At 69.9% G+C, this 24,100-nt stretch carries 20 protein-coding genes; 7 read left to right on the top strand and 13 right to left on the bottom strand.

The window, feature by feature from the left end; genetic code table 11:
• Positions 1 to 164 precede the first annotated feature (164 nt).
• Positions 165 to 1,469, top strand: a complete 1,305-nt coding sequence (locus ABZ906_RS20520) for a tetratricopeptide repeat protein (protein ID WP_361384378.1) — start codon at positions 165 to 167, stop codon at positions 1,467 to 1,469.
• A gap of 188 nt (positions 1,470 to 1,657) precedes the next feature.
• A complete protein-coding gene (locus ABZ906_RS20515; RefSeq protein ID WP_361187003.1) occupies positions 1,658 to 1,864 on the top strand; it encodes a hypothetical protein in 207 nt (68 codons plus the stop codon).
• 528 nt (positions 1,865 to 2,392) lie between these two features.
• Here the strand turns inward: ABZ906_RS20515 and ABZ906_RS20510 are convergent.
• Positions 2,393 to 3,373 carry a helix-turn-helix transcriptional regulator gene (locus ABZ906_RS20510; protein WP_361384375.1) on the bottom strand — a complete coding sequence of 327 codons (981 nt, stop codon included), beginning with the start codon at positions 3,371 to 3,373 and terminating at the stop codon, positions 2,393 to 2,395.
• A gap of 487 nt (positions 3,374 to 3,860) precedes the next feature.
• Complete coding sequence (locus ABZ906_RS20505) at positions 3,861 to 4,466, bottom strand: SigE family RNA polymerase sigma factor (RefSeq protein ID WP_361384372.1); 606 nt, start codon at positions 4,464 to 4,466, stop codon at positions 3,861 to 3,863.
• A gap of 674 nt (positions 4,467 to 5,140) precedes the next feature.
• On the opposite strand from ABZ906_RS20505, the gene ABZ906_RS20500 reads away from it, so the two are divergent.
• From ABZ906_RS20500 to ABZ906_RS20490, 3 genes are all read left to right on the top strand, one after another.
• Positions 5,141 to 5,803 carry an alpha/beta hydrolase gene (locus tag ABZ906_RS20500; protein ID WP_361384369.1) on the top strand — a complete coding sequence of 221 codons (663 nt, stop codon included), beginning with the start codon at positions 5,141 to 5,143 and terminating at the stop codon, positions 5,801 to 5,803.
• A 97-nt stretch (positions 5,804 to 5,900) separates the two neighbouring features.
• Positions 5,901 to 6,818 (top strand): hypothetical protein, encoded by a 918-nt coding sequence (locus ABZ906_RS20495; protein ID WP_361384366.1) that lies wholly within the window; start codon positions 5,901 to 5,903, stop codon positions 6,816 to 6,818.
• Positions 6,745 to 7,194, top strand: coding sequence for a hypothetical protein (locus ABZ906_RS20490; protein WP_361384363.1), 450 nt, complete (start codon positions 6,745 to 6,747; stop codon positions 7,192 to 7,194). The genes ABZ906_RS20495 and ABZ906_RS20490 overlap by 74 nt, the downstream gene beginning before the upstream one ends.
• 136 nt (positions 7,195 to 7,330) lie before the next feature.
• Here ABZ906_RS20490 and ABZ906_RS20485 read toward each other — a convergent pair whose 3' ends face one another.
• The 4 genes from ABZ906_RS20485 to ABZ906_RS20470 all read right to left on the bottom strand — a co-directional run bounded on the left by ABZ906_RS20485 (position 7,331) and on the right by ABZ906_RS20470 (position 13,243).
• On the bottom strand, positions 7,331 to 9,220 hold the full coding sequence (locus tag ABZ906_RS20485) for an FHA domain-containing protein (RefSeq protein ID WP_361384360.1): 1,890 nt from the start codon (positions 9,218 to 9,220) through the stop codon (positions 7,331 to 7,333).
• A 595-nt stretch (positions 9,221 to 9,815) separates the two neighbouring features.
• Positions 9,816 to 10,550 (bottom strand): AroM family protein, encoded by a 735-nt coding sequence (locus ABZ906_RS20480; RefSeq protein WP_361384357.1) that lies wholly within the window; start codon positions 10,548 to 10,550, stop codon positions 9,816 to 9,818.
• Positions 10,551 to 10,576: 26 nt separating this feature from the next.
• Positions 10,577 to 12,244, bottom strand: coding sequence for an OPT/YSL family transporter (locus ABZ906_RS20475; RefSeq protein ID WP_361384354.1), 1,668 nt, complete (start codon positions 12,242 to 12,244; stop codon positions 10,577 to 10,579).
• 39 nt (positions 12,245 to 12,283) lie between these two features.
• Positions 12,284 to 13,243: a DUF1177 domain-containing protein gene (locus tag ABZ906_RS20470; RefSeq protein WP_361384351.1), complete on the bottom strand. Its 960-nt coding sequence runs from the start codon at positions 13,241 to 13,243 to the stop codon at positions 12,284 to 12,286.
• Between the two features lie 143 nt (positions 13,244 to 13,386).
• Between ABZ906_RS20470 and ABZ906_RS20465 the strand changes: the two genes are divergently transcribed.
• Positions 13,387 to 14,178, top strand: a complete 792-nt coding sequence (locus ABZ906_RS20465) for an IclR family transcriptional regulator (protein WP_361384348.1) — start codon at positions 13,387 to 13,389, stop codon at positions 14,176 to 14,178.
• Between the two features lie 56 nt (positions 14,179 to 14,234).
• Positions 14,235 to 14,966, top strand: a complete 732-nt coding sequence (gene pepE, locus ABZ906_RS20460; protein WP_361384345.1) for a dipeptidase PepE — start codon at positions 14,235 to 14,237, stop codon at positions 14,964 to 14,966.
• Positions 14,967 to 15,047: 81 nt separating this feature from the next.
• Here the strand turns inward: pepE and ABZ906_RS20455 are convergent, their stop codons facing one another.
• From ABZ906_RS20455 to ABZ906_RS20425, 7 genes are all read right to left on the bottom strand, one after another.
• Positions 15,048 to 17,150 carry a PQQ-dependent sugar dehydrogenase gene (locus tag ABZ906_RS20455; protein ID WP_361384342.1) on the bottom strand — a complete coding sequence of 701 codons (2,103 nt, stop codon included), beginning with the start codon at positions 17,148 to 17,150 and terminating at the stop codon, positions 15,048 to 15,050.
• Between the two features lie 217 nt (positions 17,151 to 17,367).
• Positions 17,368 to 18,312 carry a hypothetical protein gene (locus ABZ906_RS20450; protein WP_361384339.1) on the bottom strand — a complete coding sequence of 315 codons (945 nt, stop codon included), beginning with the start codon at positions 18,310 to 18,312 and terminating at the stop codon, positions 17,368 to 17,370.
• Positions 18,313 to 18,566: 254 nt separating this feature from the next.
• Complete coding sequence (locus tag ABZ906_RS20445; protein WP_361384336.1) at positions 18,567 to 19,949, bottom strand: MFS transporter; 1,383 nt, start codon at positions 19,947 to 19,949, stop codon at positions 18,567 to 18,569.
• Between the two features lie 53 nt (positions 19,950 to 20,002).
• Positions 20,003 to 20,932, bottom strand: a complete 930-nt coding sequence (locus ABZ906_RS20440) for an amidohydrolase family protein (RefSeq protein WP_361384333.1) — start codon at positions 20,930 to 20,932, stop codon at positions 20,003 to 20,005.
• Between the two features lie 26 nt (positions 20,933 to 20,958).
• Positions 20,959 to 21,642: a 4-carboxy-4-hydroxy-2-oxoadipate aldolase/oxaloacetate decarboxylase gene (gene ligK / locus ABZ906_RS20435; RefSeq protein ID WP_361384331.1), complete on the bottom strand. Its 684-nt coding sequence runs from the start codon at positions 21,640 to 21,642 to the stop codon at positions 20,959 to 20,961.
• 81 nt (positions 21,643 to 21,723) lie between these two features.
• Positions 21,724 to 22,749, bottom strand: a complete 1,026-nt coding sequence (locus tag ABZ906_RS20430) for an amidohydrolase family protein (RefSeq protein WP_361384328.1) — start codon at positions 22,747 to 22,749, stop codon at positions 21,724 to 21,726.
• Positions 22,746 to 23,942: a 4-oxalomesaconate tautomerase gene (locus ABZ906_RS20425; protein WP_361384325.1), complete on the bottom strand. Its 1,197-nt coding sequence runs from the start codon at positions 23,940 to 23,942 to the stop codon at positions 22,746 to 22,748. The genes ABZ906_RS20430 and ABZ906_RS20425 overlap by 4 nt, the downstream gene beginning before the upstream one ends.
• Positions 23,943 to 24,100: the final 158 nt, after the last annotated feature.

The raw sequence follows: 24,100 nt of genomic DNA, 5'->3' as shown, positions 1-24,100 counted from the left end.
GGCATCCGGGGCTCCCGGTATATCGGGGGCGTATGGAAAAACGCATACGTCCCCGCAACAGCCCTGCGGCTTCAGTGAACGTCACTCACCACACCGTGCGCGGCAGCGTCTTCGGGCCTCTGCCGGCGCAGCGGGTGGCGGCAGGACGATCACAAGGAGCAGACGTGGCCAAGTACCGGGCGTGGGAACGGCGTTCACTGTTGCGGGGCGCCGCCGTATTGACGGGTGCTGCCGCGGCCGGGCCACTGCTGGGCGGCCCGGCAGCGGCGCTGGGCGGCAGCCGGAACGCGGATGCACTGTTTGAGGCCGGGGAATTCGAAGAGGCCGCCCGCGCGTACGAGCGGGTCCTGGAGAAGGACCCCGCGAATCTGCACGCAGCGCGCCGCCGCGGCTATATCGGGCTGCTGGCCAACAAGTTTCCCGACGCCGAGAAATATCTGACCAGAGCCCTCAAGACTGCGCCCGGCGACAAGGAGACCCACTTACTGCTGGGCGACTGCTATCTGCGGCAGGACAAGCTCGGCCTCTCCGCGCCGCACTGGCGCGCGGGAGGCGAGAAGACCTATGCCCAGTGGTTCGCGGCAGTCGACGGCGAGCCGTACAAGCTCCACGGCGACGCCGCCCGGCTTCCCATCCAGCAGATGGACCCGATGCCGCTGGTAGAGGCTTCGGTCAACGGCGGACCGACCAAGCGCTTCACCTTCTACACCGGTGCCCCCAACCTGAGCCTGAGCGCGGCAGCGGCCAAGGAGGCCGGTCTGCGCCCCGTCGCCCGTCAGCAGGTCGATTACGAGGGCGGCACCATCTGGGCGAACTACGGGATCCTGGACTCCCTCCGGCTGGGCGAGATCGAACTGTGCAACGTTCCGGTGGGCTGGTCATCTACGGAGTCGGACCAGGAGACAGGCAGCGGCACCGGCAGTGACGGCATGATCGGCACGTGGGTCTTCCAGCATCTGCTGACCACCTTCGACTACGCGGGCCGCCAACTGATCCTGCGCCGCCGCACCCCCGAAACGGCCGGCAAGGCGCGCGCCGCCGCGCTACGGGCGGGGGCCGAGCCCCTGCCGCTGTGGCTGACCGACCAGTACCTGCACACCAGGGGCAGCGTCGCCGGCTCCCGCACCGGAGTGGTGGGCGTGAACTTCGGCGGTAGCGGCGGCGAAAGCGCCGCGGTGATATTCGGTCCGACCGCCGAACAGCTCAACATCCGTACCGACCACGACCGTCCGATCGGGACCTTCGCCCACAGCCACCCGGCCACCACTTTCCCCTGCTATCCCCGCGAGATCCGCCTGGGCAACGCCGCCGCCCGCAACATCTACTGCGAGACACACCCGCAGGCCGATCTCGCCCCCTACGGGTTCGAGGTGCGAGCGGCGTTCTTCCACACCTTCCACAAGCCCTACAACATCACCCTCGACTTCACCGACATGAACCTCTACATCGCCCGCGGCAAAGCCGTCTGAACACCCGCGACGGGAGGGGCCCGGCGCGTCCCTGTCCCCGTCGGCCTCCTAGCGAGGACATCGACAGTCAATCAGCCCCAGTCAGACGACTGTTGCGACACGAGCTTCAAATTGGAGTCGAAAGGTTCGCCGTCGGCAGGCACCGCATGCCACGGTGTGGCCGTCGAGGGTCACACAAGGGAGATGAGATGAAGCGGACAACTCGTTGGACCACAGGCCTGCTTGCCGCGAGCGGCTTCGCCGTGACACTGCTGATCGGACCGGTCGCAAGCGCCCAGGCGAGCGAACTCACCGTGCAATGCAGCGGCGGCTGCATCCAGTACGCCCCGGACGGCTTCCAGGTGTCCACCGTCACGCAGGACTTGACCACCAACGGCAACTATGACCCGCACTAGGCACGCACGGCCACCAGCAACTCACCAGCCCCGGGAATCCTCCCTTGATCGTGCGGCCTGCGGTAGCAATCAGTGCCGGTTCCAGCAGCAGAGGCGGGCCCCCAGCGTCCGGTGCTTCGTTTTCTGTAGGGGGTCCATGCGCTGACCTGCCGGAGCGTCGTGCGTTTCTGGGAAGGTGGCCGACGCGCGGGTGCGCAATGCTCAATGCGCTCCCCCGGAGCGGTGTGAGGGCCGGATCCGCCGGAGGACGGCGACGGCGGATCCGGCCGGCGGTGGCACGCACGCGGGAGGCGTGCCGTTCGCCTCTTTACGAAGAGCCCGTCCCCGTCGTCCCGGTCGCTCAACGAGCCGACGGGGCGGGCTCGACCGGCGTCTACGTCGACATGAGGCTGCAGACTCCGGCCGTTCTGTAGGGACAGCTGCCTGCATCAGCTCGCTCATTCCAACTCGTACCACCCGGCGCCGCCGCTGGGCAACGGCCCGCATGGGCTGTCAGCTTGCGTGCAAACGCACATGAGTGGCGGGGTGTCAGTTCAAGGCCTGCCCGCTGAGCGGGATCAGGCGGCGCTCTCCCCGTAAGGTCTGAGCGGGCGGAAAGCCGAACGTCTGCCGGTAGAGGGTGGAGAACCGCGAGGGTGTCGAGAATCCCCATCGCGCGGCCACACTCGTCACGGTGACCCCCTGCCCCGGCACCGCGTCGCGCAGTTCCCCGTGCGCGTGCTGCAGCCGCACCTCCCGCAGGTAGCGCATGGGGGTCGTGTCGAGGTGGCGGCGGAATGCCAGCTGCAGGGCGCGGACACTGACCCGGGCCGCGCGGGCGATCTCGATGACCGTCAGATCCTCGCGGGGATGCTCCTCGATGTAGGCCAAGGCACGGCTCATCGTGGCCGGGTGCGCGTCGCGCCGGTCCTGGATCGTCGGGTCGGTCAGAGTGGTGTTGGGAAACGCCGCCAGTGTGGCCGCGGCGAGCAGCCGCTCCGCCTGTGCCGTGATCAGCGGGCTCTTCAGCGTCAGAGGGCTGGTGACCAGTTCGCGGACCAGCCCCACGGTGTGGGACCACTGCGCGCCGGCCAGGGGCGAGAAGGGCCGGCGGCCCAGGAGCCGCACCGGCCCCCGCACGCCGGGCGCATTCTGCGCGATGTCGCCCAACAGGCTCGGTTCGACGACCGCGAAGTCAATGACGGCACTGTCCACACGTCCTTGAAGCGAGGCGTCGGGCTGGCTCAGGAGGAAGACATCGCCCTGCTGAACGTGCACTTCGTCCCGGCTCGACCGGAACCAGGACCGCCCTCTGAGCAGATGGCCGACGAACACAAGTCCCAACGGGTCGCCGGTGAAGTCGTAGTGCATGCGAAACGTCACCCGGTCCAGGCGGGCCTGGCCAAGAGGATCCTGCCGAATGCGCAGCAGGGGGCGCTCGGTGTGCAACTTCAGTTGCACTGAGGAGTATTGCTCGCGGATGAGCGCGAGGGCGGCATCCAGATCCGTAACCTCAAAGACGTGTGACATGACGTGTGCACCGCTCCCGCTGCCAGGCCGCCTGTGCTGCTGACCACCCCACGCCGTGCCTCCAGCATGCTCCCAATGCCCCAGCGCGGCAGGCCTTTACGGGAATCGGGCCGTCAAGCAGCAAGAAGCAAGCCAACGCCCGGCGCACGGTGCAGTCCGGTACCTCCGCAGCCCCGGCTGCCTCACGGTGCGACAGGTCCAGGTGTCTCGTCCGGTGAGGAAGGGGCGGGGGAAGGCGACGGGCTGTTGCTCGGGCTGGCGGGTGGCGGGGTGTCGGCGGGGGCTGATGGGGCGTCCTGTGAAAGGAGCCGCGGCAGCATGAGGAGGACAACTGTCACCGCTGCGGCCAGAAGGACTATCGCAGCCGTGCGCAGCCGGGGGTGGATGACCGTCCGTGCGCGGTTCGGTGGCGGGAAGTCCGTTCGGAGGGAGGTGACTTGGTCGGTCCGGGCATGCAGTGCGGCGCGCAGGCGGTCCTCGATGGCTGTCACGGCGTCTCCTTCAGTCTGCCGGCCAGAGCCGTGAGTGCCCGGCTCGCTGTGGACTTCACCGCACCCCGAGACAGGCCCAAGGTTGCTGCGATGTCCGCTTCGGACATGTTCGACCAGTACCTGAGAACGAGGACCTCCCGCTGCCGCACGGTGAGCAGTCTCAGTGCGCGCAGCACTTCCTGGTGTTCTTCCCTGAGGAGGACCTCTTCTTCCGGAGGGGGTACGGGGAGGATGCGCGGGGGGATGTAGGCGCGCACGGTGCGCCTCCTGCGCAGCACGTCCCTGGAGGTATTGATCACGCTGCGCCGTATGTAGGCCTCGGGGTCGGCGATGGTGTCGAGCGAGGTGCCGTGCCGCCGGTAGAGGGCCGCGAAGGCTTCCTGGACGACGTCCTCGGCTGTGGGGATGTCGTCGACCAGGAGAACGGCCAGGCGCACGAGGTCGAGCCTGCGGTGGCGGTACAGCCGGTCGACTTCTTCCGACGTCGTGCCCGACAGCCGGCCTTCGCGGTCCGATCTGTTGCGGTCCGGGGAGAGGCGGGCCAGTAGCCAGCGCCACCGGCTGCGCGGGAAGGCACCTTCACCGGCGTAAACGGCAGCCATCAGCGCCCTATCCCCACGGGCGGGGTAAGGGAGGCGTACTGACGCTGTGTGCGTCGGCCGTCATCCGGTCCGGGGCGCCGTGGGGACGTCGGGATGCTGCCGCGGGTGGTTTCCCGGCGGGTCATTTCTGGCATATGCGTCAACCTGTTGCGTGAATCGAGCGGTTCAGGGCTTTCAAGGGGTGTCCTCTACAGGGAAGGACGTGTGGGGCGCCGACAGGTTGCAGTTCACCGCGAGGTGCGGGCGTCTGGCTGTGGCGCGGCCCGTCCGCCTCCCCCGCTTCCGGAACATGATCGACACGGCCTGCAACCTCGGGCAGGGCCGTACGTCTGTCAAGGCGTAAGGGATGTTCCGCCCTGGTGCGGACGTGCGTGTCCGGCAAGCGCGGGACACGTCGCCGTCGGACGTGAGACCTGAGGAAGATCGTGCTGAAAGTCAGAGCTGCTGCTGCCGCCACGCTGGCGTGTCTGGGCCTGGTGTCGGGCTGTGCGAGCCCGGCCGGCGGGTCCGGGCACGATCCGGAAGCGCGAGCCGCGACGTCCACCGCGCCGGTGCCCTCCGGGACACGGAGCAGCGCTCCCGCGCCGCCGCCGGATCATGAGCCGGTCGCGTACAAGCCGAGCTGGCCCGACACCACGGTGCGCACGGCACGGGGGCATCGCGTCAACACGTGCGTGCCCAAGGACCTGAGGAACAAAGCCACCACGCTGACGACCAGCGACGGCGTGCATCTGTCGGCGCTGGTCCTGGGGGACGGGCCCGACGGCGTTCTGCTGGATCACGAACAGGGCTACAGCATCTGCTCGTTCGTCGACATCGGGCGGCAACTGGCCGAGCGCGGCTACCACGTGGTGATCCCCGAGTACCGCAATCACGGCGCTTCCGAGAAACTGGCCGAGAACGTGCACATCGACCGCGATGCCCGCGCCGGACTTGCGGAACTGCGGCGTGTCGGCGCGAAGAGGGTGTTTCTGGCGGGGGCGTCGTGCGGAGGAACGACCGCAGCGGCCGCCGGGGCCGATACGTCCCTGCGGGTGGTGGGCCTGTTGATGATGTCCTCGCCGGCCCGGTGCGGCCCCGGGGCGGACAGCGTGGTGGCGGTGAAGAAGCTGAGCGTTCCGACGCTTCTCGTGGCCTCGCCCGGTGACATGCAAGGCAACGTGGAGAAGGAAGTTCGCGAGGTCTACGCGGCCTCCGTTGCCCGCAAGAAGGAACTGGTCATCCGGAAGGGCGAACGGCACGGCACAGACATGATCAAGAAGGAAGGCAAGTCAGGGGCCGCGTTGCAGGACCAGGTCATCAAGTTCGTGGTGGATTCCTACTCCGCCGCCCGCTGAGCACGCCCCTTCACCTCCACCCCCGGCAACGGCCACGAGCGCGACCGGACGCTCGGCCGGCCCCGTACTTACCGAACTCACCGCGAAAGAAATGATGATGAAGCGACGCAAGCACAAGAGGGCTTCGGCTCGTCTGCTGGGCCTGTCGGTGGCGGTGCTGTCCGCCGCCGCGGCAGCCTTCACGTATACGGCCGCAACCGGTGCCGCGGCGCCTGGCGAGGCGACGGGACAGAGCGCGGCGCCTTCGTCCGGGGCCACCAGAACGGTCCGCTACGACCTGGGCGACAAGGCCTGGCACCTGCCGCAGACGGGTGAACCGGGCGAGCTGTCCGGGGTGGTGCACTACCCCGCCGACCTGGGCACGGGGCGGCATCCACTGATCGTGATGCTGCACGGCCTGCACGACACCTGCGCCGACCGGAAGGCCGCCGCGGCGCGCACCGCCGCCGAAGCCAGCGGGGACGACGCCGCGTACGAGGCTGCCAACGCCAAGCTGTCCGCCTGGCCGTGTGCGCCGGGAACGCCCGCCCTTCCCAGCGAGCGCGGATACGACTACCTGGGCCGCAAGCTGGCCGCACAGGGGTTCGTCGTGGTCTCGGCAGGCGCCAACGGCATCAACGCCTCCTCCGTGATGGGGGACGACAATGCTGCCGCGCGGGCGGATCTCATCAACCGGCATCTGCGCATGTGGCAGCAGCTCAGCTCCAAGGGCAAGGGTGAGCTCGCCGGGAAGTTCACCGACCCGGCGACCGGAGCGGCGCGACGCGTCGGCTTCGCCCACCACGTGGACATGGGCAACGTGGGGATCATGGGGCATTCCCGGGCGGGGGCCGGGGCCACCTGGCAGGCGGCCGACACCCATCGGAAGCAGTGGCCCCAGGGGCGTCGACGTCAAGGCGGTGGCAGCGCTGGCGCCCGCCTACAACGTGATGACGGAGGACATGTCCAACTACAGGATCACCAAGACCCCCTTCGCCGCCTTCCGGGGAACGTGCGACGGACAGGTCGGCGGTGAGGCACTGTCGTTCGCGGCCGACGCGGCCAAGGGGAACCGGCGCGGCTTCTACCGGTTTGCGATACACGGGGCGAACCACAACTACTTCAACACGCAGTGGTCGCCCCAGAGCGGTCAGGTCGCGGCCTTCGACGACGCCACGCCGGTGAAGGGACACCCCGGGCAGTGCACCGACCGTGAGGATGCGGCGCCGGACAGGCAGCTGACCGAGCCGCAGCAGCGCCATGTCGCCGGCACGTACCTCGGTGCCTTCTTCCGCCGCTACCTCCTCGGCGACACCAAGCAGGACGAGGTACTGACGGGGGCGCGGCATCCCGATGCGGCCCTCACGGATGTGGACGTCACCACCGGCGAGAGGCGGCCCGGCCTGAGGTAGTCGATGAGCGTGGCGGGTGCCGGGGGGCCGGGGTGACGTCGCCTGGGCAGGCTGCCGCGTCGCGACCATGGCCCTCGGTCGAGGCGGATCCACGCTCGCAGCCTGATCTTTCAGCATCTGGCCAGCCACTCGGCACTCACCCGGCCGGGACCGGGTCCAGCCGCTCCGCAGGATAGAAGATGTCGATGTCGACCTCTTCGCCGCCGACGATCTGTGTGTCCCATGCGCCACTGCGGACCAAGGTGTACAGGCTGTGGCTGTTCAGCGTGTCCAGGTGCTTCAGGAGCGTCGCGTCGTCCGGCATCCCGGGGAGCCTGGGCGCCAGGCGGTCGCGGATCGCGCGGAGTTGCCTCATGAGCGCTTCGAGGTCGGACCGCCGGTCCAGGCCCGGGTCCGGGTCCCGCTCGGCGGACTCCGAGATGCTCTGCTGGATCTTGTCCTTGATGGCCCGTGTCACCCCGTGCTCATCCGTGGTGATCATGGAGTTCCAGGCGCGGCTCTTGTGCCGGTACTGCAGCATCGACATGGCCGCCTCGTGGCGGACGAAGTCCGCGTCGCGCAACGGCCGTCCCCGCCAGCAGCCGCTGAGCGACCGGGCGAGCGAGATGACCGATCCCCAGCCGCTGTTGAGGCCACGCCCCGGCCAGAAGTGGATGGCGTTGGCGGCGTCCCCCAGCAGGAACCCGTATGTGCCGGGGTCGGTGGCCGTCCTGGGGTGCAGCCGGGCGGTGAACCGCGGCCGCTGCACCATGTCGAGGCGGAAGGCGGTGACGGCACTCAGCTCGGACTCGGGCACGCCGAAAAGCGCCAGGCCCTCCTTGACCCGCTTCCACAGCGCCGACCCCCTGATCAGGGCGGGCAGGAACAGGGTGCTGTGGGTGTCGCAGCGGAAATCGCCGTCCTCGCTCCGGTTCATCACGCACGGGCGGGCGGCAATGCACTCCTCGAACACCTGCCGTACGGGGTCGATCCCCACGACCTCCTTCGCCTCCTCATCGGTGAGCCGCATGTTGAGGAAGCCCTCGCCGCGCAGGGAGTTGAGGAGAAAGCGGTTCTGCGCCACCGTCAGCAGCACGGACATCGGATCCGGGAGCGCGGACTTCACCTTGAGGCCGAGCACCACGTCCTGGAGATGCGCGCCTTCCAGGGAGTAGATGGACTTGTCGGCCTGGCCGAACTTCTCGGCGAAGTGCTCACGCGTGCGGGAGCGGCCTCCCTCGCAGATGGCGAGCACGTGGTCCGCCGCAGCGGTCTTGCGGTGCTCGACCGCGTCGAACCGCTCCGGGACCAGGCGGATGCGGTCCGGCTTCTCGTTGGCCAGCTCGAGCAGCGTGTCCTCGACGTAGGCGATGCGGATGTTCCGCGGGTTGTGACCGTTGATCGAGTCCGGGCCCGCCGGCCACATCTCGCTGTACGTGCCGTCCCTGAACAGCCTGTCCTGGACCTCTTGGGGAAGGCCCAGGTACTGGCGACTCTGGATGGTGACGACCTGCTGCCGCCGGACGTTGCCCTGCTTCTCGTCCTTCCATACGACCTTGTCCCCGTCCCGGGTCCATCGGCCGTCATAGACCGTGATGGCGACCCGGGAGCCGAGAAGGGACTCGAGCAGCAGGGCGAAAGCCAGCCCCGCGGGCCCGCCGCCCGACACCGTGGCCTTGAGCACCGGCACCGGCTGCTCGGCCGGAGGCGGCGTGAGCGCTTCGAGCACGGACAGGTCCATGATGGTTTCCATCGGACTGGCCGCCTGAAAGCGGAACGTTTCCTCTCCGATCGTGATCAGGTCGCCGGGTTGGAGGACACGGGAGGTCATGCGCTCCCCGTTGACGAACGTGCCGTTGCTGCTCCCCAGGTCGTACAGCATGAAGCCATGGCCCTCGCGGCGTACCTCGGCATGGAAGCGCGAGATGCTCGCGTCGCGGATCACCACGTCGTTCGCCGGCTTGCGGCCGAACGTGAGAGGTTTTGCTCCGATGCCGAACCGCTCGCCGGCCAGGGCGCCTTGCTGACTGACAATCTCGGGAGGCATGGTTCCTCGGATTCCCTTCATTCAATGAGCCAGGACCAATGAGCCGGGACCGCGCAGCGAAGACGACCGAACTGCGGCCGCCCTGTCACTGAGCCCATACGGCGGGGCGTGGAGGTGCGTTCAGCGGGCCATGTCGAATGACGGAAAACCGGTGCTGTCTGTTCGGGGCCTGCGGGAGGAGTCGCCCCCGGTGTCGCCCCCGTGCACCACGGCCCCCACCGGACCCCACCGATGCCGCCGCCCCAGAGCCGGCCAGGGCTCAACCGTCCAAGTGTCCACCGTCCGCCCGTCCTTGTGTATAGGGAAACGCGACGGCTTGTCCGAATACGACGCCCGCCGGGCCGGCGACCCGGCGCGGGCCGGTGCGCGCCCACCGGCCGTTCGGGCTTGCGGCCGTGCGAGGTCTTCCACTGCCGCCGACGTCCGCGAATCGGCCGGCGAACTCCGCGGCCGGGCGAACGTCCCGGGCGCGGAGGGCGCGCCCGGGGACATCGCCTACGCGGCCCTCCACCTGTCCAGTGAGAAGTACCGCTGGGTATCGGGGCGGGTGCTCATTGTCGGGGCAGGCGGGACGACCCCGCCTGCCCCGCTGACGTCAGCCGTGCGCCTGCGCCGCCGACTGCGCGACCTCCGCCGCCAGCCGTACGGCCAGAGAGCGGGCCAGCAGTACCGGCACGCGGGCGGCGTCAGCGGCCGCGCGGCGCATCTCCTCGGTGTAGCCGATGCAGTCGAGGACCACCCACCGCGCCCCGCCCGCGGCCAACTCCCCTGCCGCCGCGGCGCAGTGCTCCGGCGCGCCTGCGGCGTACGGGTCCGCCGGGGCTGCGGTGACCTGGCCGGGCAGGAGCCGGGCCCAGCGCGCCGCGACGTCCTCGCGCTGGGCGGGCAGCGGGCAGATGACACCGACCGGGTCGGCGCCGACCAGGGCCCGTACCCCGTGCTGGACGAGAGGCTCGGCGTACAGCAGCGGCCTCCCGGCCGGAACCGGCGGGAAGTGGCCGGTGCACAGCAGCAGCGTGGCGTCGGCGCCATCGGCCTCGCAGCGGGCGACGGCGCCGGCCATCCGGGGGGCGAGCGCGTCGTGGCCAAGAACGGCGGAACCGCCGTCGCGCAGCCGGGAGATCAGCGGCGCCTCGCCGGGGGCGGGGCCGACGGCGGCGCGTACCGCGTCGGCGTCCGGGCCGTCAAACCGGTCGTGGTCGAGGGCGCCGTGCTCGGCCAGCCGGAGCCCGGCCGTCAGCGGGAGGATGTCGGGGGTCAGGTCGGTGCGCGGGGCCTGGCCGATGGTGACCAGACCAAGCACGCCCCGGGCGTCCGATGCCGTGGACACGTTCGCACCGCTTTTCAGAGACACGGTCACACCGCCTTGTAGATCTGGCCGACGTCGTGGACGGAACTGCCCGCGATCAGCCCGGCGCCGACCAGGGCGAGGTCGTTGTCGGCGGTCTCGGCCGCCGCATCCGCCTCCTCCTTCGTGGCGGCCTGCGAACGGCGCCGGCGCGTGTAGCCGAAGCGGACGGCGAGCGCGGCAAGCACCAGCCAGCCGGCCTGCGGGGTGGCCACCAGCAGACCGGTGGCAAGGAGCACACCCATCTGCCGCTTGGAGCCGCCGAGGAGTTGGATCAGTACACCGGGGATCGCCCACAGCAGCATCATCGTGATGGCGTGTGTGTCGGTGAGGCCGGCCTTGATGGTGTCGACGTACACCTGGGCGACCGGCGGGACCCGGCCGTCGGAGAAGAACGGCTTCCAGGCGATGGCGACGATGACGATCGCCACGGCGAAGCCCACCAGCTGCGAGAGGTACTGCTGGCGGCGGCCCGCCATCTCGTACGGCTTCCACGGCACGGCGTCCTTGCGCAGCAGCCAGCCCGCCTTGAAGTCGAAGCCGACGTCGGCGAAGGCCGGTCCGGTGCACGCGCAGTACCCGACCAGGAGAGCGAGCGGCATCATCGGGATGCTCAGCACCAGGCCGAGGATCAGGAAGATCAGCGTCACGGCGAAGGCGGGGAACCACCCGGAGTGCATCGCCGCGAGCCCCACGATCAGCTGGTGCACCAGCGCGGCCACCCCGGCAAGCAGCACCCAGCCGACGAGGGCGAACCCGCCCATGTCCGCCGCGAGCCCGCCGCCGACGGCGACGACGATCGCGCCGACGACGAACAGCGCCATGCCCTCGATCAGCCCGCGGCGCAGCCGGCGGGCGTCGACGGTGCGGAAGTCCGCGTCGAACCGCCCGTCCTGCCGCTCGGCCGCGGCCTGCTTCTTCGCCGAGCGGTCCCGCATCATCAGTCCGGCCTGGACCAGCGCCACCAGACCCGCGCCGATCATCACGCCGTGCGGGACGTAGTTGGCGCCGAGGTCGTAGTCGAAGGCGGCCGGCACGTACTGGGCGACGAGCAGGCCGACGCCGAACATCAGCAGCGCCCAGATGTTGCCGAGGAATGCCACTCCCGCAGCCGAGGTGGGCAGCTTGAACATCGCTCCGACGAAGCCGACGACCGCTCCGACGCCGAGCACCGCGGCCTTCTTCCCGCCCTCGTCGCCTGCCTTGATCGTCTCGGCGGCGGCGATTCCGGCCGGCCAGGCGGACGTGGCCGGGAAGAGCCGCGAGTCGTAGACGCGGAACAGCACCCAACTGTCCACGGCCAGACCGATCACCGCACCGAGCAGCATCGTCCACACCAGGTCGGGGCGGCCGATGAGGAACGGCACCGCGATGGGGGTGATCAGCGAGTTGGCGGCGGCGAACGTCGAGCCGGACACGGCCGACTGCACGAGGTTCTGCCGGTGCTGGTCGCGCATCTTGCGCAGGCCGGCGACGGAGATCCGGCCGATCAGCATCGCCAGCAGCGCACCGATCACGGAGGTGTTGGGGGCGATGCCCAGGGTCGTGATCAGCACCAGGCCGATGACGGAACCGAGGACGGCGAGGAGGGCGCTGACGACCAGGGTCACCGGTTCGAAGGCGCGCGGGTGCGTGGGCGGCGCACCCGTGGGGGGTGCGCTCTGCGAAGTGGTCACGAGGACTCCAACGGGGCGAAGGGGAGGGACGAACCGCGGTCAGGCGGCGGACGCCTGCAGGCGGGTCATCGGCCCGTAGAGCTCGATCAGCCGCTCGAACTCCTCCTGGTCGTGGAAGCGTGCGACACCGCGTCCGAAGTCCTTGGCCGCCTCCAGCGAGAACCGGGCCGCCGCGGCGATGTCCGTCTCGTGGCTGGCGCCCGTCGCGCAGCCCGCCACCGCGGTCTCGGTGACCAGCGCGAGGCCGACCACCGGCGCGTCCGTCGCCACGCACGGCTGCATGATCGAGTTGATGTGGTGCACGCCGTTGCCGTACGGGGTGATGTCCTGCGTGGTGATCGGCAGGACGTGCGCGCGCTCGCCGGTGACGGTCTCAAGGACCCCGAGGAGGTCGTCGCTCGGGCGCAGGATCCAGCCCTGCTTGACGGTCGGGGAGATTGCGACGCCCCGGTGGTTGAGGAGCCGGTTGCCCTTGGTGGTGTCGATGGAGACCACCGCGTCCATCTGCGGGGAGATCTCCGCGCGGTTGCAGTCCAGGACCGAGATCGGCGAGTCCATGAACGGCACCGGATCGTGCGGCCGGGTCGGCGCGTCGGGGCAGACGTGCGTGGAGAGGATGACGTCGCCCTCCAGGCGGTCGCCGCGCCCGTACATGTCGAGCAGCTTGGCAGCGGTGGCCAGCGCGGCGACCGCGCCGTCCGCGTCGGACACCAGGCCGATCCGCTCCGGGCGGGCGCCCACGCCGCCGAGGCGGCCGAGGATGCCGAGCGTGGGCGCCTCTCCCCCGGCCGTCTTGCCGCGGGTGCCGGGAACGGTGACCTTCACGAAGTCGGTGCCGCCCTGCTCGCCCTCGATCCGGGTGACGGTGATTTCCGGCTTGGGGCCTTCGGCCGGCGATCCGGCCGCGTCCAGGACGGACCGCAGATGGCCGGCGAGCAGCTCACCGCTCGCCTGCGGGCGGTCCAGGAGGTCGAGGACGTCGAGTACGTGCTTGAGCACAGCGGCTCCCTTGGTGCGTTTACGTGATCTTGCCGCCAGGGCCACTGTGACCTGGCTTTCAGCAGACTGCGACGTCAATCCCGGATGAGACAACCTTTTCTCTATTTCAGAGAAGCATGTCCGCCATCCGGTACGCTGCCGCCATGACCCCACCCCCTTTGCAGACCGCCGACCGCGTCCTCAGCGTGCTCCTGGCCTTCTCGCAGGAGCGCGAGGAGTGGGGGGTGACGGATCTGGCGGCCGAGTTCGGCTGGGACAAGTCGGTGGCACAGCGCCTGCTCGCCGCGCTGGCGCACCGCGGATTCCTGGTCTCCGACCCGGTCACCCGCCGCTACCGCCTCGGCCCCGCGGTGTGGCACATGTCGACCGCCTGGGAACGGCACGGCGGCATGTCCGCCCTGGTACGGCCCACCGTGCGCGCGCTTGCGATGAAGACGGGCGCCACGGCGCTCTTCGCCGTCCCGGACGGGGTGCACCTGCGCTGCGTGGAGTCGGCCGACGGCGGCAGCGGGCCGCTGCGCGCGTACCGGCTGACCGACGAGCTCTACCCGGCGCATGCCGGCGCCACCTCCCGGGCGTACTTCGGCATGCTCACCCCCGGCACCCGCGCCCGGCTGCTGTACGGCAGACCGATGCCGCGCTTCTCCCCGCTGACCGTGACGGACCCCGAGGAGCTGGAGGAGCTGATGGTCCGCGCGGGCCAGGACGGACACTCCCACTCCAAGGGCGAATACGATCCGGCCACTTCGGGGCTCGCGGTGCCGCTGCTCGTCCGGTCGCAGCCCGTCGGCACGCTCTCGCTCGTCGGACCGCACGACCTGGTCACCGGACCGGACGAACACCTCCTCGGCCCGCTGCAGGCCGCCGCGGACCAGCTGGGCGAGCTCCTCTCCCCGCGCCGATCCCGCCCGCAGACGCCCCACCGGGCCCCCTGACCCCCGGGCCCGACGCCGCCCCTCCCTCCCCTCCCCTCCCGGAAAGGCATCTCCACATGAAGCTGCTCCTACTGTCCAACTCCGCGGCCCCCGGCCACGGTTACCTCGAACACGCGACAGAGGTGATCGCGGACCATCTGACGGGGGTACGCGAACTCGTCTTCGTGCCCTACGCGCTGGCCGATCACGACGCCTACACCGACAAGGTCGCCCAAGCGATGAAGCCGCTGGGCATCTCCGTGCGCGGAGCGCACAGCGACGGCGACCCGGCCGGGACGGTGGCCGACGCGCAGGCCGTCTTCGTCGGCGGCGGCAACAGCTTCCGGCTGCTCGCGGCGCTGCACGCGCTCGACCTGATCGCGGCGGTACGGGCACGCACCGCCGCGGGGATGCCGTACATGGGCTCATCGGCCGGCACCAACATGGCCTGCCCGACGCTGCGCACCACCAACGACATGCCCATCGTGCAGCCGCCGGACTTCGCCTCCTTCGGGCTGATCCCCTTCCAGATCAACCCGCACTACCTCGACCCCGACCCTGCGAGCAGTCACATGGGCGAGACGCGTGCGGAGCGTCTCGGGCAGTTCCTCGAGGAGAACGACGTGCCGGTCCTTGGGCTGCGCGAGGGCACCTGGCTGCGGCGCCGGGGAGACAGCCTCGACCTCGGCGGCACCGCCGCAGGCGCCCGCCTGTTCCTGCGAGGCGAGGACCCGCAGGAATACGCCCCCGGCGCGGACCTCAGCACCCTGCTGACCCTGCCCGCCCGATTCGACGCGCCGCCTGCCTAAGCACGTCATTCATGCAGCTCACGAGTCTGGCGGCCGGCGCTGGAGACTCCGCCGGCCGCGGACTGCCACCGCACACGGCTGCTACGACTTTCCAGAGACCTTCAGTCCACGGATCCTGCCGGCGTTGTCGAACGAACCGAACCCGATCCGCCCGTCGCCGGGCCGCGCGCTGACCGCTGTCATCAAGGGGTGCGACGAGCCGTCCAGGTACACGGCCGTCTCCCCGGTGTCCCCGCAGCGCACCACCCTGACCTTGTGCCAGGCCGCGTCGCTGATCGCGGGCGGGGCGCCGGTGGCGCCGTCCCACTGGTCCTCCACCCGCAGCCGGTCTGCGTCGTCGACCGTGAAGACGCCGTTGTGCGGATAGATGGAGTTGTCCTGCGAGAGATGCGCGTAGCCGAACCGGGTGTCCGACTCATGACCGAAGATGACGATCACATCCCGGTTGCCGATGTCGGTCGGCGTATCGATGCGGACTTCGGCGTCGATACGGACATTGCGGTACGTGGGGCCGGTGGTGAGCACCGCGTACTCGTAGGGGCGGCGCGGTCCGGGCCGCTCGACGCCCGGCTCCGTCATCACCGCCTGGCCGCCCTTGAACTGCCACTTGGACGGGGTGACGGGCGCCCAGTTCTTCGCGCCCATCACGTGGGTGAGGGTGGTCCCGCGGGTGTCGCAGCTCGCGAACGTGCGCGTCCCCGTCACCTTCCAGATCTTGCCGTTGGCCTTGGAGAGGATGTACAGCTCGCCCTTGGCGTCTTGCCCGAACCGCAGGTCGACACGCTTGTCACCGGCGAGTTCCTGCATGGAGACGCGCTTGCCGGACGTCGCGTCGTAGACCATGAGGCTGTACGTCTGCGCCAGGCGCTGTTCGGCGCCCGGCTTCGCGCGGCGCATGTCGGCGGCATCCGTGTAGAGGAGACGGCCGTCGACGATGTCACCGAAGACGTACTTGCCCTGCAGTCCGTGCAGGTCGTGGCCGCGGTAGACGTAGCCGCCGGAGATGCCGCGGCCCACGTCGGACTTGCAGTTCCAGTTGGCCGGCGGATCGTGGTCGTAGGCGGCGACCGGATAGGTGTAGCCGTACTTCGCGTCGTCGGCGGGCAGCGGCAGGATCTTGGCGCACGGGTCGGTGGCCTTCTTGTCGAAGACGAAGGCTCCCTCGCGTTCGCTCCAGCCGTAGTTGTCGCCGGCCCGTACTTCGTAGACGGCCTCGATGGCGTGCTCGCCGACGTGGGAGAGGAACATGCGGTGGCTGCCGCGTGTGTCCCAGCTGAAGCGGTGCGGGTCGCGCATGCCGATCGCGTAGATGTCGCCGAGGGTCCCGGGCTCGTCGACGAACGGGTTGGCGGGCGGGATGCCGTACTTGCCGTTCGCGCTGTTGTGGCCGCGCGGGTCGATGCGCAGGAGCTTGCCGTGCGGGAGGGCCCGGTTCTGCGGGTCGCCGGTGGTGGATCCCTTGCCGCCGTCACCGACGGCGATGTAGAGCAGTCCGTAGTCCGCGTCGCCGCGCTTGGCGGTCGGGTTGAAGTCGAGCTGCTGGATGCCGTGGACCTGGCCGTTGAAGCCGATGCGGAGCAGCTCCCGGTGAGTGCCGGAGAAGGTGGAGGCGCTCGGGTCGTCGGCCGTCCACTCGGTGATGATGCCGTGGAACCCGTTTCCGCTGGGCTGGTTGAAGTCCGGCTTGGCGTCGGTCAGTTCGGGCTTCTCGGTGTGGACCGTGTAGAAGCGGCCGTTGCGCCGGAAGTCCGGGTCGAAGGTGACGTAGCCGAAGCCGGTGCCCAGGCCCCGGCTGGCGTAGTAGGCGGCGGAGAACTCCTTGTACAGGTCCAGGTAGGGGTGCTGCTCGGAGCCGTCCTTGTTGAGGGAGTACAGGGTGCCGTTCTGGTCCGCGACGGCCAGGCGGCCGGAACCGCCGGGGAACGGGGTCAGGTAGTTGATCCGGTTGTGCCGGATGAGGCGGCTGTCCTCGACCGGGCCCGGGCGCGGCTCGGACTTCGGGAGCTGGGCGAACTCCTGGACCTCGAGGCCGAGACCGGAGGTGACCGGTTTGCCGGGGATGGGGTCGGTGACAGCGGCCGCCGCGGCATCGGCGGCGGGCGCTTCGACCGCGCCCGCCGGTGCCGCGGTGAGCACTGCGGCGAGCAGGGCGCCGGTGAGGACTTGGACCAGGAGGGATCTCATACGGGGCCGGACGTGCGGGGCCGACGAGGACAAGGGGGCTCCCTTCGTGTGGCGTGCCCGGGAGGTGCGTTCGGGCGGCGTGCACAGGACACGTGTTCAGGAGGTGTGCTCTGGAGACTCTGGGCGTGCGCGACGGACGTGCGCTCTGGGCGTGTGCTCTGGACATGGGTCCCGCGGACAAGTCGGTCCGGGAAGCACGTCCAGCACACGAGTGAACTCAGGACGCGGGTCGGCCACCGGTGCGGCGATACTCGGCCCTCACCTGGCCCGGGGTGGCGGCCCGGTCCAGGAACAGCAGATCGTCCATGCGGCAGTTGCAGGGGTTGGCTTCGCGGGTGTTCTGCGGGAAGCTCCCGCCGATTTTGATGCCTCGCGGGTCGGTCGGTGAGGCGAGGTCGGGCTCCGGCTCTCCGGCGAGCGCCCACGGATCGTCGTCGCGTACGTAACTGCCGGGCAAGGCGCGGCCGTTGCGGTAGAGCGCCATCTCGCCCGTGTCGAAGTCGAAGGTCGCGGCCAGGTGGACCCACTTGCCGTCCGGCAGATGGGTACGCCAGTCCCCGTCCGCGGCGAAGGTCTGGGACGCGGCGCCGTCCAGGCGGCGACCGAGTGCGACGAGGCGCAACTCGCCCTTCACGTCGATCAGTTCGAGGAGGGCCCGCACGTCGTGCCCGTTCGAGTCCCCGGTCAGGACGCCCGCGAGGCCGATGGCGTTGTAGCGGTCGGCGGGGTCGGCCGAACCTGAATTCGGGCTCGGGTTCTGCCCGGTGGTACGGAACCAGCCCATCACAGTGGCCTGGCGGGCTCCGTTGAACGCGTGCAGCGAGGCCGCGCCGTCCGGGTCGTAGACGCCCGCCTTCCAGTCGTCGTTCCCCGCCGCGTCCGGACTCACCTGCCGGGTCTGCAGGACGTGCCCGCGCCGCGGATCGGCTTTGTCGCGCACGCGCATCGCGGCGCCGCCGTTGACGAGGGACAGGCTGGTGCCGGACGGCCCCAGGTCACGTTCGCGCCCGGCGTCCCGGGGGTCCGGGTGCTCGAAGTCGTAGCCCGCGACCAGGCTTTTGCGGATGCCTGCCCCGGCGGCTGCCGACCGGTCGTCCGGCGCGGAGGAGCCGCCGGGCGGAGTAACGAACGCGGCGGTGAGGAGAGCGGCCCCGGCCGCCATCACGCCAGGCCATAACCTCGACCGTGCAGATCTGCGCCGGTACGACGGCACGGCAATGCCAGGCGTCATGTCCCCTCCCGAGGGCAAACAAAAGAAAGCGCTTCCTGTCGTGTCTGCTGCAACGTACAAACATCGGGCGGGGGCGACAAGAGGTTGTACAACGTTTACCGTGCCGATGTCCCGGGGAGCGAGGGAGAACGCGACTGGGAGGCGGAGATCGTCGCCCTGCGCCGCGCCTGTGGTGACTCCGGCGCTCAGGATGCCGACGGAACCGGTTCCTGCTTCTCCCGGGCCTCCGCCGCCAGTCGGCGGCGGCGCGTGGCCGGGGCGAAGACGGCCAGCACGAGGGCTCCGAGAACCCAGGTTCCGGCGATGAACATGAAGACCGCCTCGTAGCCGACGCCGTTGTAGATACCGGCGATCATCAGTGGTCCTGCCGCGTTCGACAGCCGTCCCAGGCCGTAGGCGATGCTGGTGCCAAGGGAGCGGCCGCGGGTGTCGAAGAGTTCCGGCGAGTACGCGTAGGCCAGGGCGGTGTAGCCGCGCTCGAAGAGGTTGACCAGGAATCCGAAGACGACGATCAGGACCGGGGTGAACGTCAGTCCGTACAGCAGACCGGACGCGGCGATGATCAGCCCGAAGACCACCAGGCACCATTTGCGCTCGAACCGGTCGGTGACCATCGCCGCGAGGAAGGAGCCGAGCGGCGCCCCGACTGTCGTCAGGGCTACGTAGAAGATCGAGTCCTCCACGCTGACGCCCTCGGCGGCCAGCAGTGTCGGCGCCCAGCTGGAGTAGCCGAAGAAGCCGATGGTCTGGGTGATCCACAGGACCGACAGCAGGATCGTGGGGAACAGGAACTTTCTGTCCTTGAGCAGGCCCGGGCCGGACCGGCGGACCGGGCTCTGCGGCTGCGGCTGCGGCTTCTGTGCGGCGGGCAGCGGGCCGTGCTCGGCTGCCGCGCCCGCCTCGATGCGCGTCAGGACGACGTCGGCCTCCTCGTGGCGGCCGCGGGACTCGAGCCACTGCGGAGACTCCTCGAGTCTGCGCACGAAGAACACGAACAGCACGCCGATCGAGCCCCACAGGTAGACCAGGCGCCAGGACCAGTCGGACATCGGCACCACCGCGGAGGCGATGAGGTTGGTGACAGGGGTGCCGCAGATGCCGATGACGATGGCGTAGGCCTGGAACTTGCCGCGCTTGGCTCGCGGGTAGAGCTCGCTGATGTAGACGACGGCGACGACGGTCATCGCGGACAGGCCCGCCGAGGTCAGCACGCGAAAGACGCCCAGGGACCAGATGTCCCAGGCGAAGACGCATGCGAAGGACCACGCGGTGTACCAGAACGTGGTCGCGATGAGCGTGCGCCTGCGTCCCAGTCGGTCGGCGAGGCCTCCGGCGACCACGGCCCCCAGGAACATGCCGACGAAGGACAACGACGTCACGTAGGCGACGTGGTTGACGTCGGCACCCCACTGTTCGCGGATCACGGGGGCCGTGATGGCGAAGGTGTTGATGTCCGCGAACTCGAAGAAGTAGGCGAACGCCACCGCGTAGAGGGTGGTCTTGTGGAATTTCGAGATGGGCAACCGGTCGAGCCGGTTGGCGGCGTTGGTGGCGGGGATGTGCTGCACTGCACGCTCCTGGGATGGGGACGCGGCACCGTTGCGGGGCCGGTGGCTTGCGGTCAGCCGGCCTCTTCGGGCCAGTACAGACGCCGCGGGTTGTCGACCAAGAGGGCCTGCTGTCGGGCAGGGGTCGTGGCGACGTGCGGGATGTGGTCGACGAGCAGGCCGTCGTCGGGCATGTGGTGCTTGAGGTTGGGGTGGGGCCAGTCGGTGCCCCACAGAGCCCGGTCGGTGAACTCGTCGACGACCTTGCGGGCGAACGGCACGACGTCACGGTAGGCGTGGCGCTCGCCGTCCAGGGCGGGCGGTCCGGTGACGGTCAGGCGCTCGGGGCAGGAGACCTTGACCCAGACGTCGTTGGTCTCGACGAAGCGCAGGAAGCGGGCGAACTCGGGTCCGTCCGGGCTCCGGGTGACGTCGGGGCGGCCCATGTGGTCGATGACGAGCGGCACGGGCAGGGAGGCGAAGAACGTTTCCAGGTCCGGCAGGTCCGGAGCCTCGAAGTAGAGGACGACGTGCCATCCCAGGGGTGCGATCCTGCGGGCGACGGCAGCCAGGGCCTCGGTGGGCGCGGCGTCCACCAGGCGTCGTACGAAGTTGAAGCGCACCCCGCGCACTCCGGCGTCGTGCAGGCGCCGCAGTTCTTCGTCGCTGGCATCGGGACGTACGGTCGCCACCCCGCGGGCCCGGCCGCCCGCGGTGTACAAGGCGTCCACCAGGGCGCTGTTGTCGGAGCCGTGGCAGGTGGCCTGCACGATGACGTTGCGTGCGACGCCGAGGTGGTCGCGGAGGGCGAACAGGTCGTGTTTGGAGGCGTCGACGGGGGTGTACTTGCGTTCGGCCGCGAAGGGGAACTCGGCGGCGGGGCCGAACACGTGGCAGTGGGCGTCCACGGTCCCCGCGGGCAGGACGAAGGCGGGCTCGGTCGGGCCGCGGTACCAGTCGAGCCAGCCGGGGGTGACGGCGAAAGCCTGGTCGGGGTCAGTCATCGGGAGTGCTCCTCGTGCCGTGCCGTTCAGTCGACGTAGGTCAGGCCGTGTTCGGCCAGGCGTCCGCGCATGTCATACATGTCCAGGCCCAGCTCGCCCGCCTTGAACCGTTCCCGCTTAGCCTCCTCGGCGGCCTCGCGCCGCAGGGCCGCTTCGGCCACCGCTGCGGCCCGGGCGGCGGGGACAACGACGACGCCGTCGGCGTCAGCGACGATCACGTCACCCGGGTTGACCAGTGCGTTGGCGACGACGACAGGCACGTTGACCGAACCGAGCGTGGCCTTGACGGTGCCCTTGGCGTTGATCGCGCGGGAGAAGACGGGGAAGTCCATCTGCCGCAGTTCGTCGACGTCGCGGCAGCCGCCGTCGATGACCAGGCCCTTGGCACCGCGGGCGCGCAGCGAGGTGGCGAGCAGCTCGCCGAAGAAGCCGTCCTCGCTCTCGGTGGTGCATCCCGCGACGACGACGTCGCCCTCTTGCACCTGCTCGGCGGCCACATGCAGCATCCAGTTGTCGCCGGGCTGCAGCAGCACGGTGACGGCGGTGCCGCAGAGCTTCGCGCCCTCGTAGACGGGCCGGATGTAGGGACGCATCAGGCCTAGTCGGCCCATGGCCTCGTGGACCGTGGCGACCCCGAAGCGGGACAGGGCATCGACCGCGGTGCGGTCGGCGCGTTCTGTGGTGCGGTGGACGACTCCGAGTTCGTGCATGGAATGGCTCCTTGCGCTGTGTGTGAGGGGGGATCGGCTCGCGGACTCTTACGCCGGTGCGGGCGGGAGCACGGGGGTGGCTCAGCGGCCTTGGAGGGTCAGGCGGGCGTCCAGACGGGGATAGACACGCCGGGCGTTCCGTTCCTCGATCGCGGTCAGTTGTTCGCCGGAAAGGCGCGCGTTCTCGACGTAGCGGCGGGTGTCGTCGAAGTGGTGGCCGGTGTGCGGGTCGATGCCGCGGACGGCCCCGATCATCTCGGAGGCGAAGAGGATGTTGGCGTGCGGGACCACTTCAAGCAGCAGGTCGATGCCGGGCTGGTGGTAGACGCAGGTGTCGAAGAAGACGTTGCGCAGCAGTGACTCCACCGCCTCGGGCTTGCCCAGCGCCTGCGCCAGGCCCCGGAAGCGGCCCCAGTGGTACGGCACGGCGCCGCCGCCGTGCGGGACGATCAGGCGCAGCTCGGGGAAATCGGCGAACAGATCTCCCGACAGCAGCTGCATGAAGGCGGTGGTGTCGGCGTTGAGGTAGTGCGCCCCGGTGGTGTGGAAGGCCGGGTTGCAGCTGGTGGAGACGTGCACCATGGCCGGCACATCCAGCTCGGTGAGCTTCTCCCACACCGGGTACCAGGACCGGTCGGTCAGCGGTGGTGCGGTCCAGTGGCCGCCGGAGGGGTCCGGGTTGATGTTGACGGTGACGGCGCCCAGTTCGAGGACGGCGCGTTCGAGTTCGGGGATGACGGTGGCCGGGTCGGTTCCCGGTGACTGCGGCAGCATCGCGCCGGGGGCGAAGCGTCCGGGGTACAGCTCGGCGACGCGGTGGCACAGGTCGTTGCAGATGCGGGCCCACGCGGAGGAGGTGGCGAAGTCACCGATGTGGTGGGCCATGAACGAGGCGCGGGGGGAGAAGACGGTGACGTCGATGCCTCGCTCGTCCATGAGGCGCAGTTGGTTGGTCTCGATGGACTCACGGATCTGGTCGTCGCTGATGGCGGGCCCTGTGGGGTCGGGTGCCTGTGCCGGGTCGGTGAGTGCGGCGATCTGGGCCTCACGCCACTCCCCCAGCGGGTTCGGCGCCGTCGTGTAGTGGCCGTGGACGTCGATGATCACGCGGTGTTCTCCTGGTTCTCCGGAGTGGCGGGGGCGGGGTCCCAGAGGGAACGGGGTACCAGCAGGTCGCCGGCCATGATGAGGCGGGCGGTGCGCAGCAGCGCGGAGCGCGTGACCCGCTGGGGCGCGTCAGGGGCGAGGCCCAGGGTGACGCTGAACTCTCCGGACGGGTGCTCGACGGAGACGGTGGGCTCCGTGCCGGGCACGTCGGCGGCGACGTCGCGGGCGACGCTGCCTTCGAGCACGCAGGCGGTCGCGGCCGTGACGGCGGCGAGCACGCCGATGGACTGGTGGCACAGCCGCGGGATGAGGCTGCGCGTGGAAAGGGTGCCGCCGTGCCGTGGTGGCGCCACCAGCGTCATCTTCGGGTAGTTCTTCTCCGTGACGTCGCCCAGGCCCATGGCTTCGCCGCAGATCAGGCGCAGCGCCTCGACACGGGCCTTGAGCCGGTCGTCGGCGTCGATCTGGGCCGGCGTCTCGTAGCCGGTGGCGCCCAGGCTCTCGGCCGCCACGATCACCAGGGGCTGGCCGTTGTCGATCAGGGTGACGTCGACGGCGCCGCTTCCGGGAACCTCGACGGTGTCGCGCGTACGCCCGGTGGGGAGCAGGGAGCCGGCGACGGACCCGGCCGTGTCCAGGAAGCCGATCTCGACCGGGGCGGCGGTGCCGGGGACACCGTCGATACGGGCCTGCCCTTGGTAGTCGACGTACCGTGCCCCGTCCGTGCCCAGCGGGGTGGCGACGGTGATCTCGGCGACCATGCCGGTGTTGCGGGTCCGTACGCGGGCGGTGGTGCGGTCGGCGCCGGGGACGACCAGGCCGGTCTCGACGGCGAACGGCAGGACGGCGGCCAGCATGTTGCCGCAGTTGGAGGAGGTGTCGGCGGTGTCGCCGCCGGGCTGCACCTGGACGAAGGTCCACTCCAGATCGATGCCGGGTTCCGTGCCCGGCTCCACGATGCCGATCTTGCTGGTCAGCGGGTGCCCGCCGCCGATCCCGTCGATCTGGCGCGGGTCGGGAGATCCCAGCGCGGCCAGCAGTACGGCGTCGCGGAGCCCGGTGTCCTCGGGCAGTGCTCGCACGTCGAAGAACGGCCCCCGCGACGTACCGCCGCGCATGAACAGGCACGGAATCGCGGTCTGGGAGCCGCGGCGGTGCGCACCGCGGGTCCGGGCGACTGCTTCGGCAGACATCGGTGCTCCTTCGCGAACTGGGGTTACGCAGAGGAAGCTAGATCATTGACCAGATTGTTGACAAGATGTTTGAAGAAATTACAAAAGAAGTCCCCCACGGCCCGGCCGGAGCCACCGCGGCTCTAGGCTTCACCTGCACGGACCTGCCGACGAAAGAG

It is taken from the genome of Streptomyces sp. NPDC046925 (assembly GCF_040644915.1).
Lineage (GTDB): Bacteria > Actinomycetota > Actinomycetes > Streptomycetales > Streptomycetaceae > Streptomyces.
This window is presented reverse-complemented; position numbering and strand designations above follow the sequence as displayed.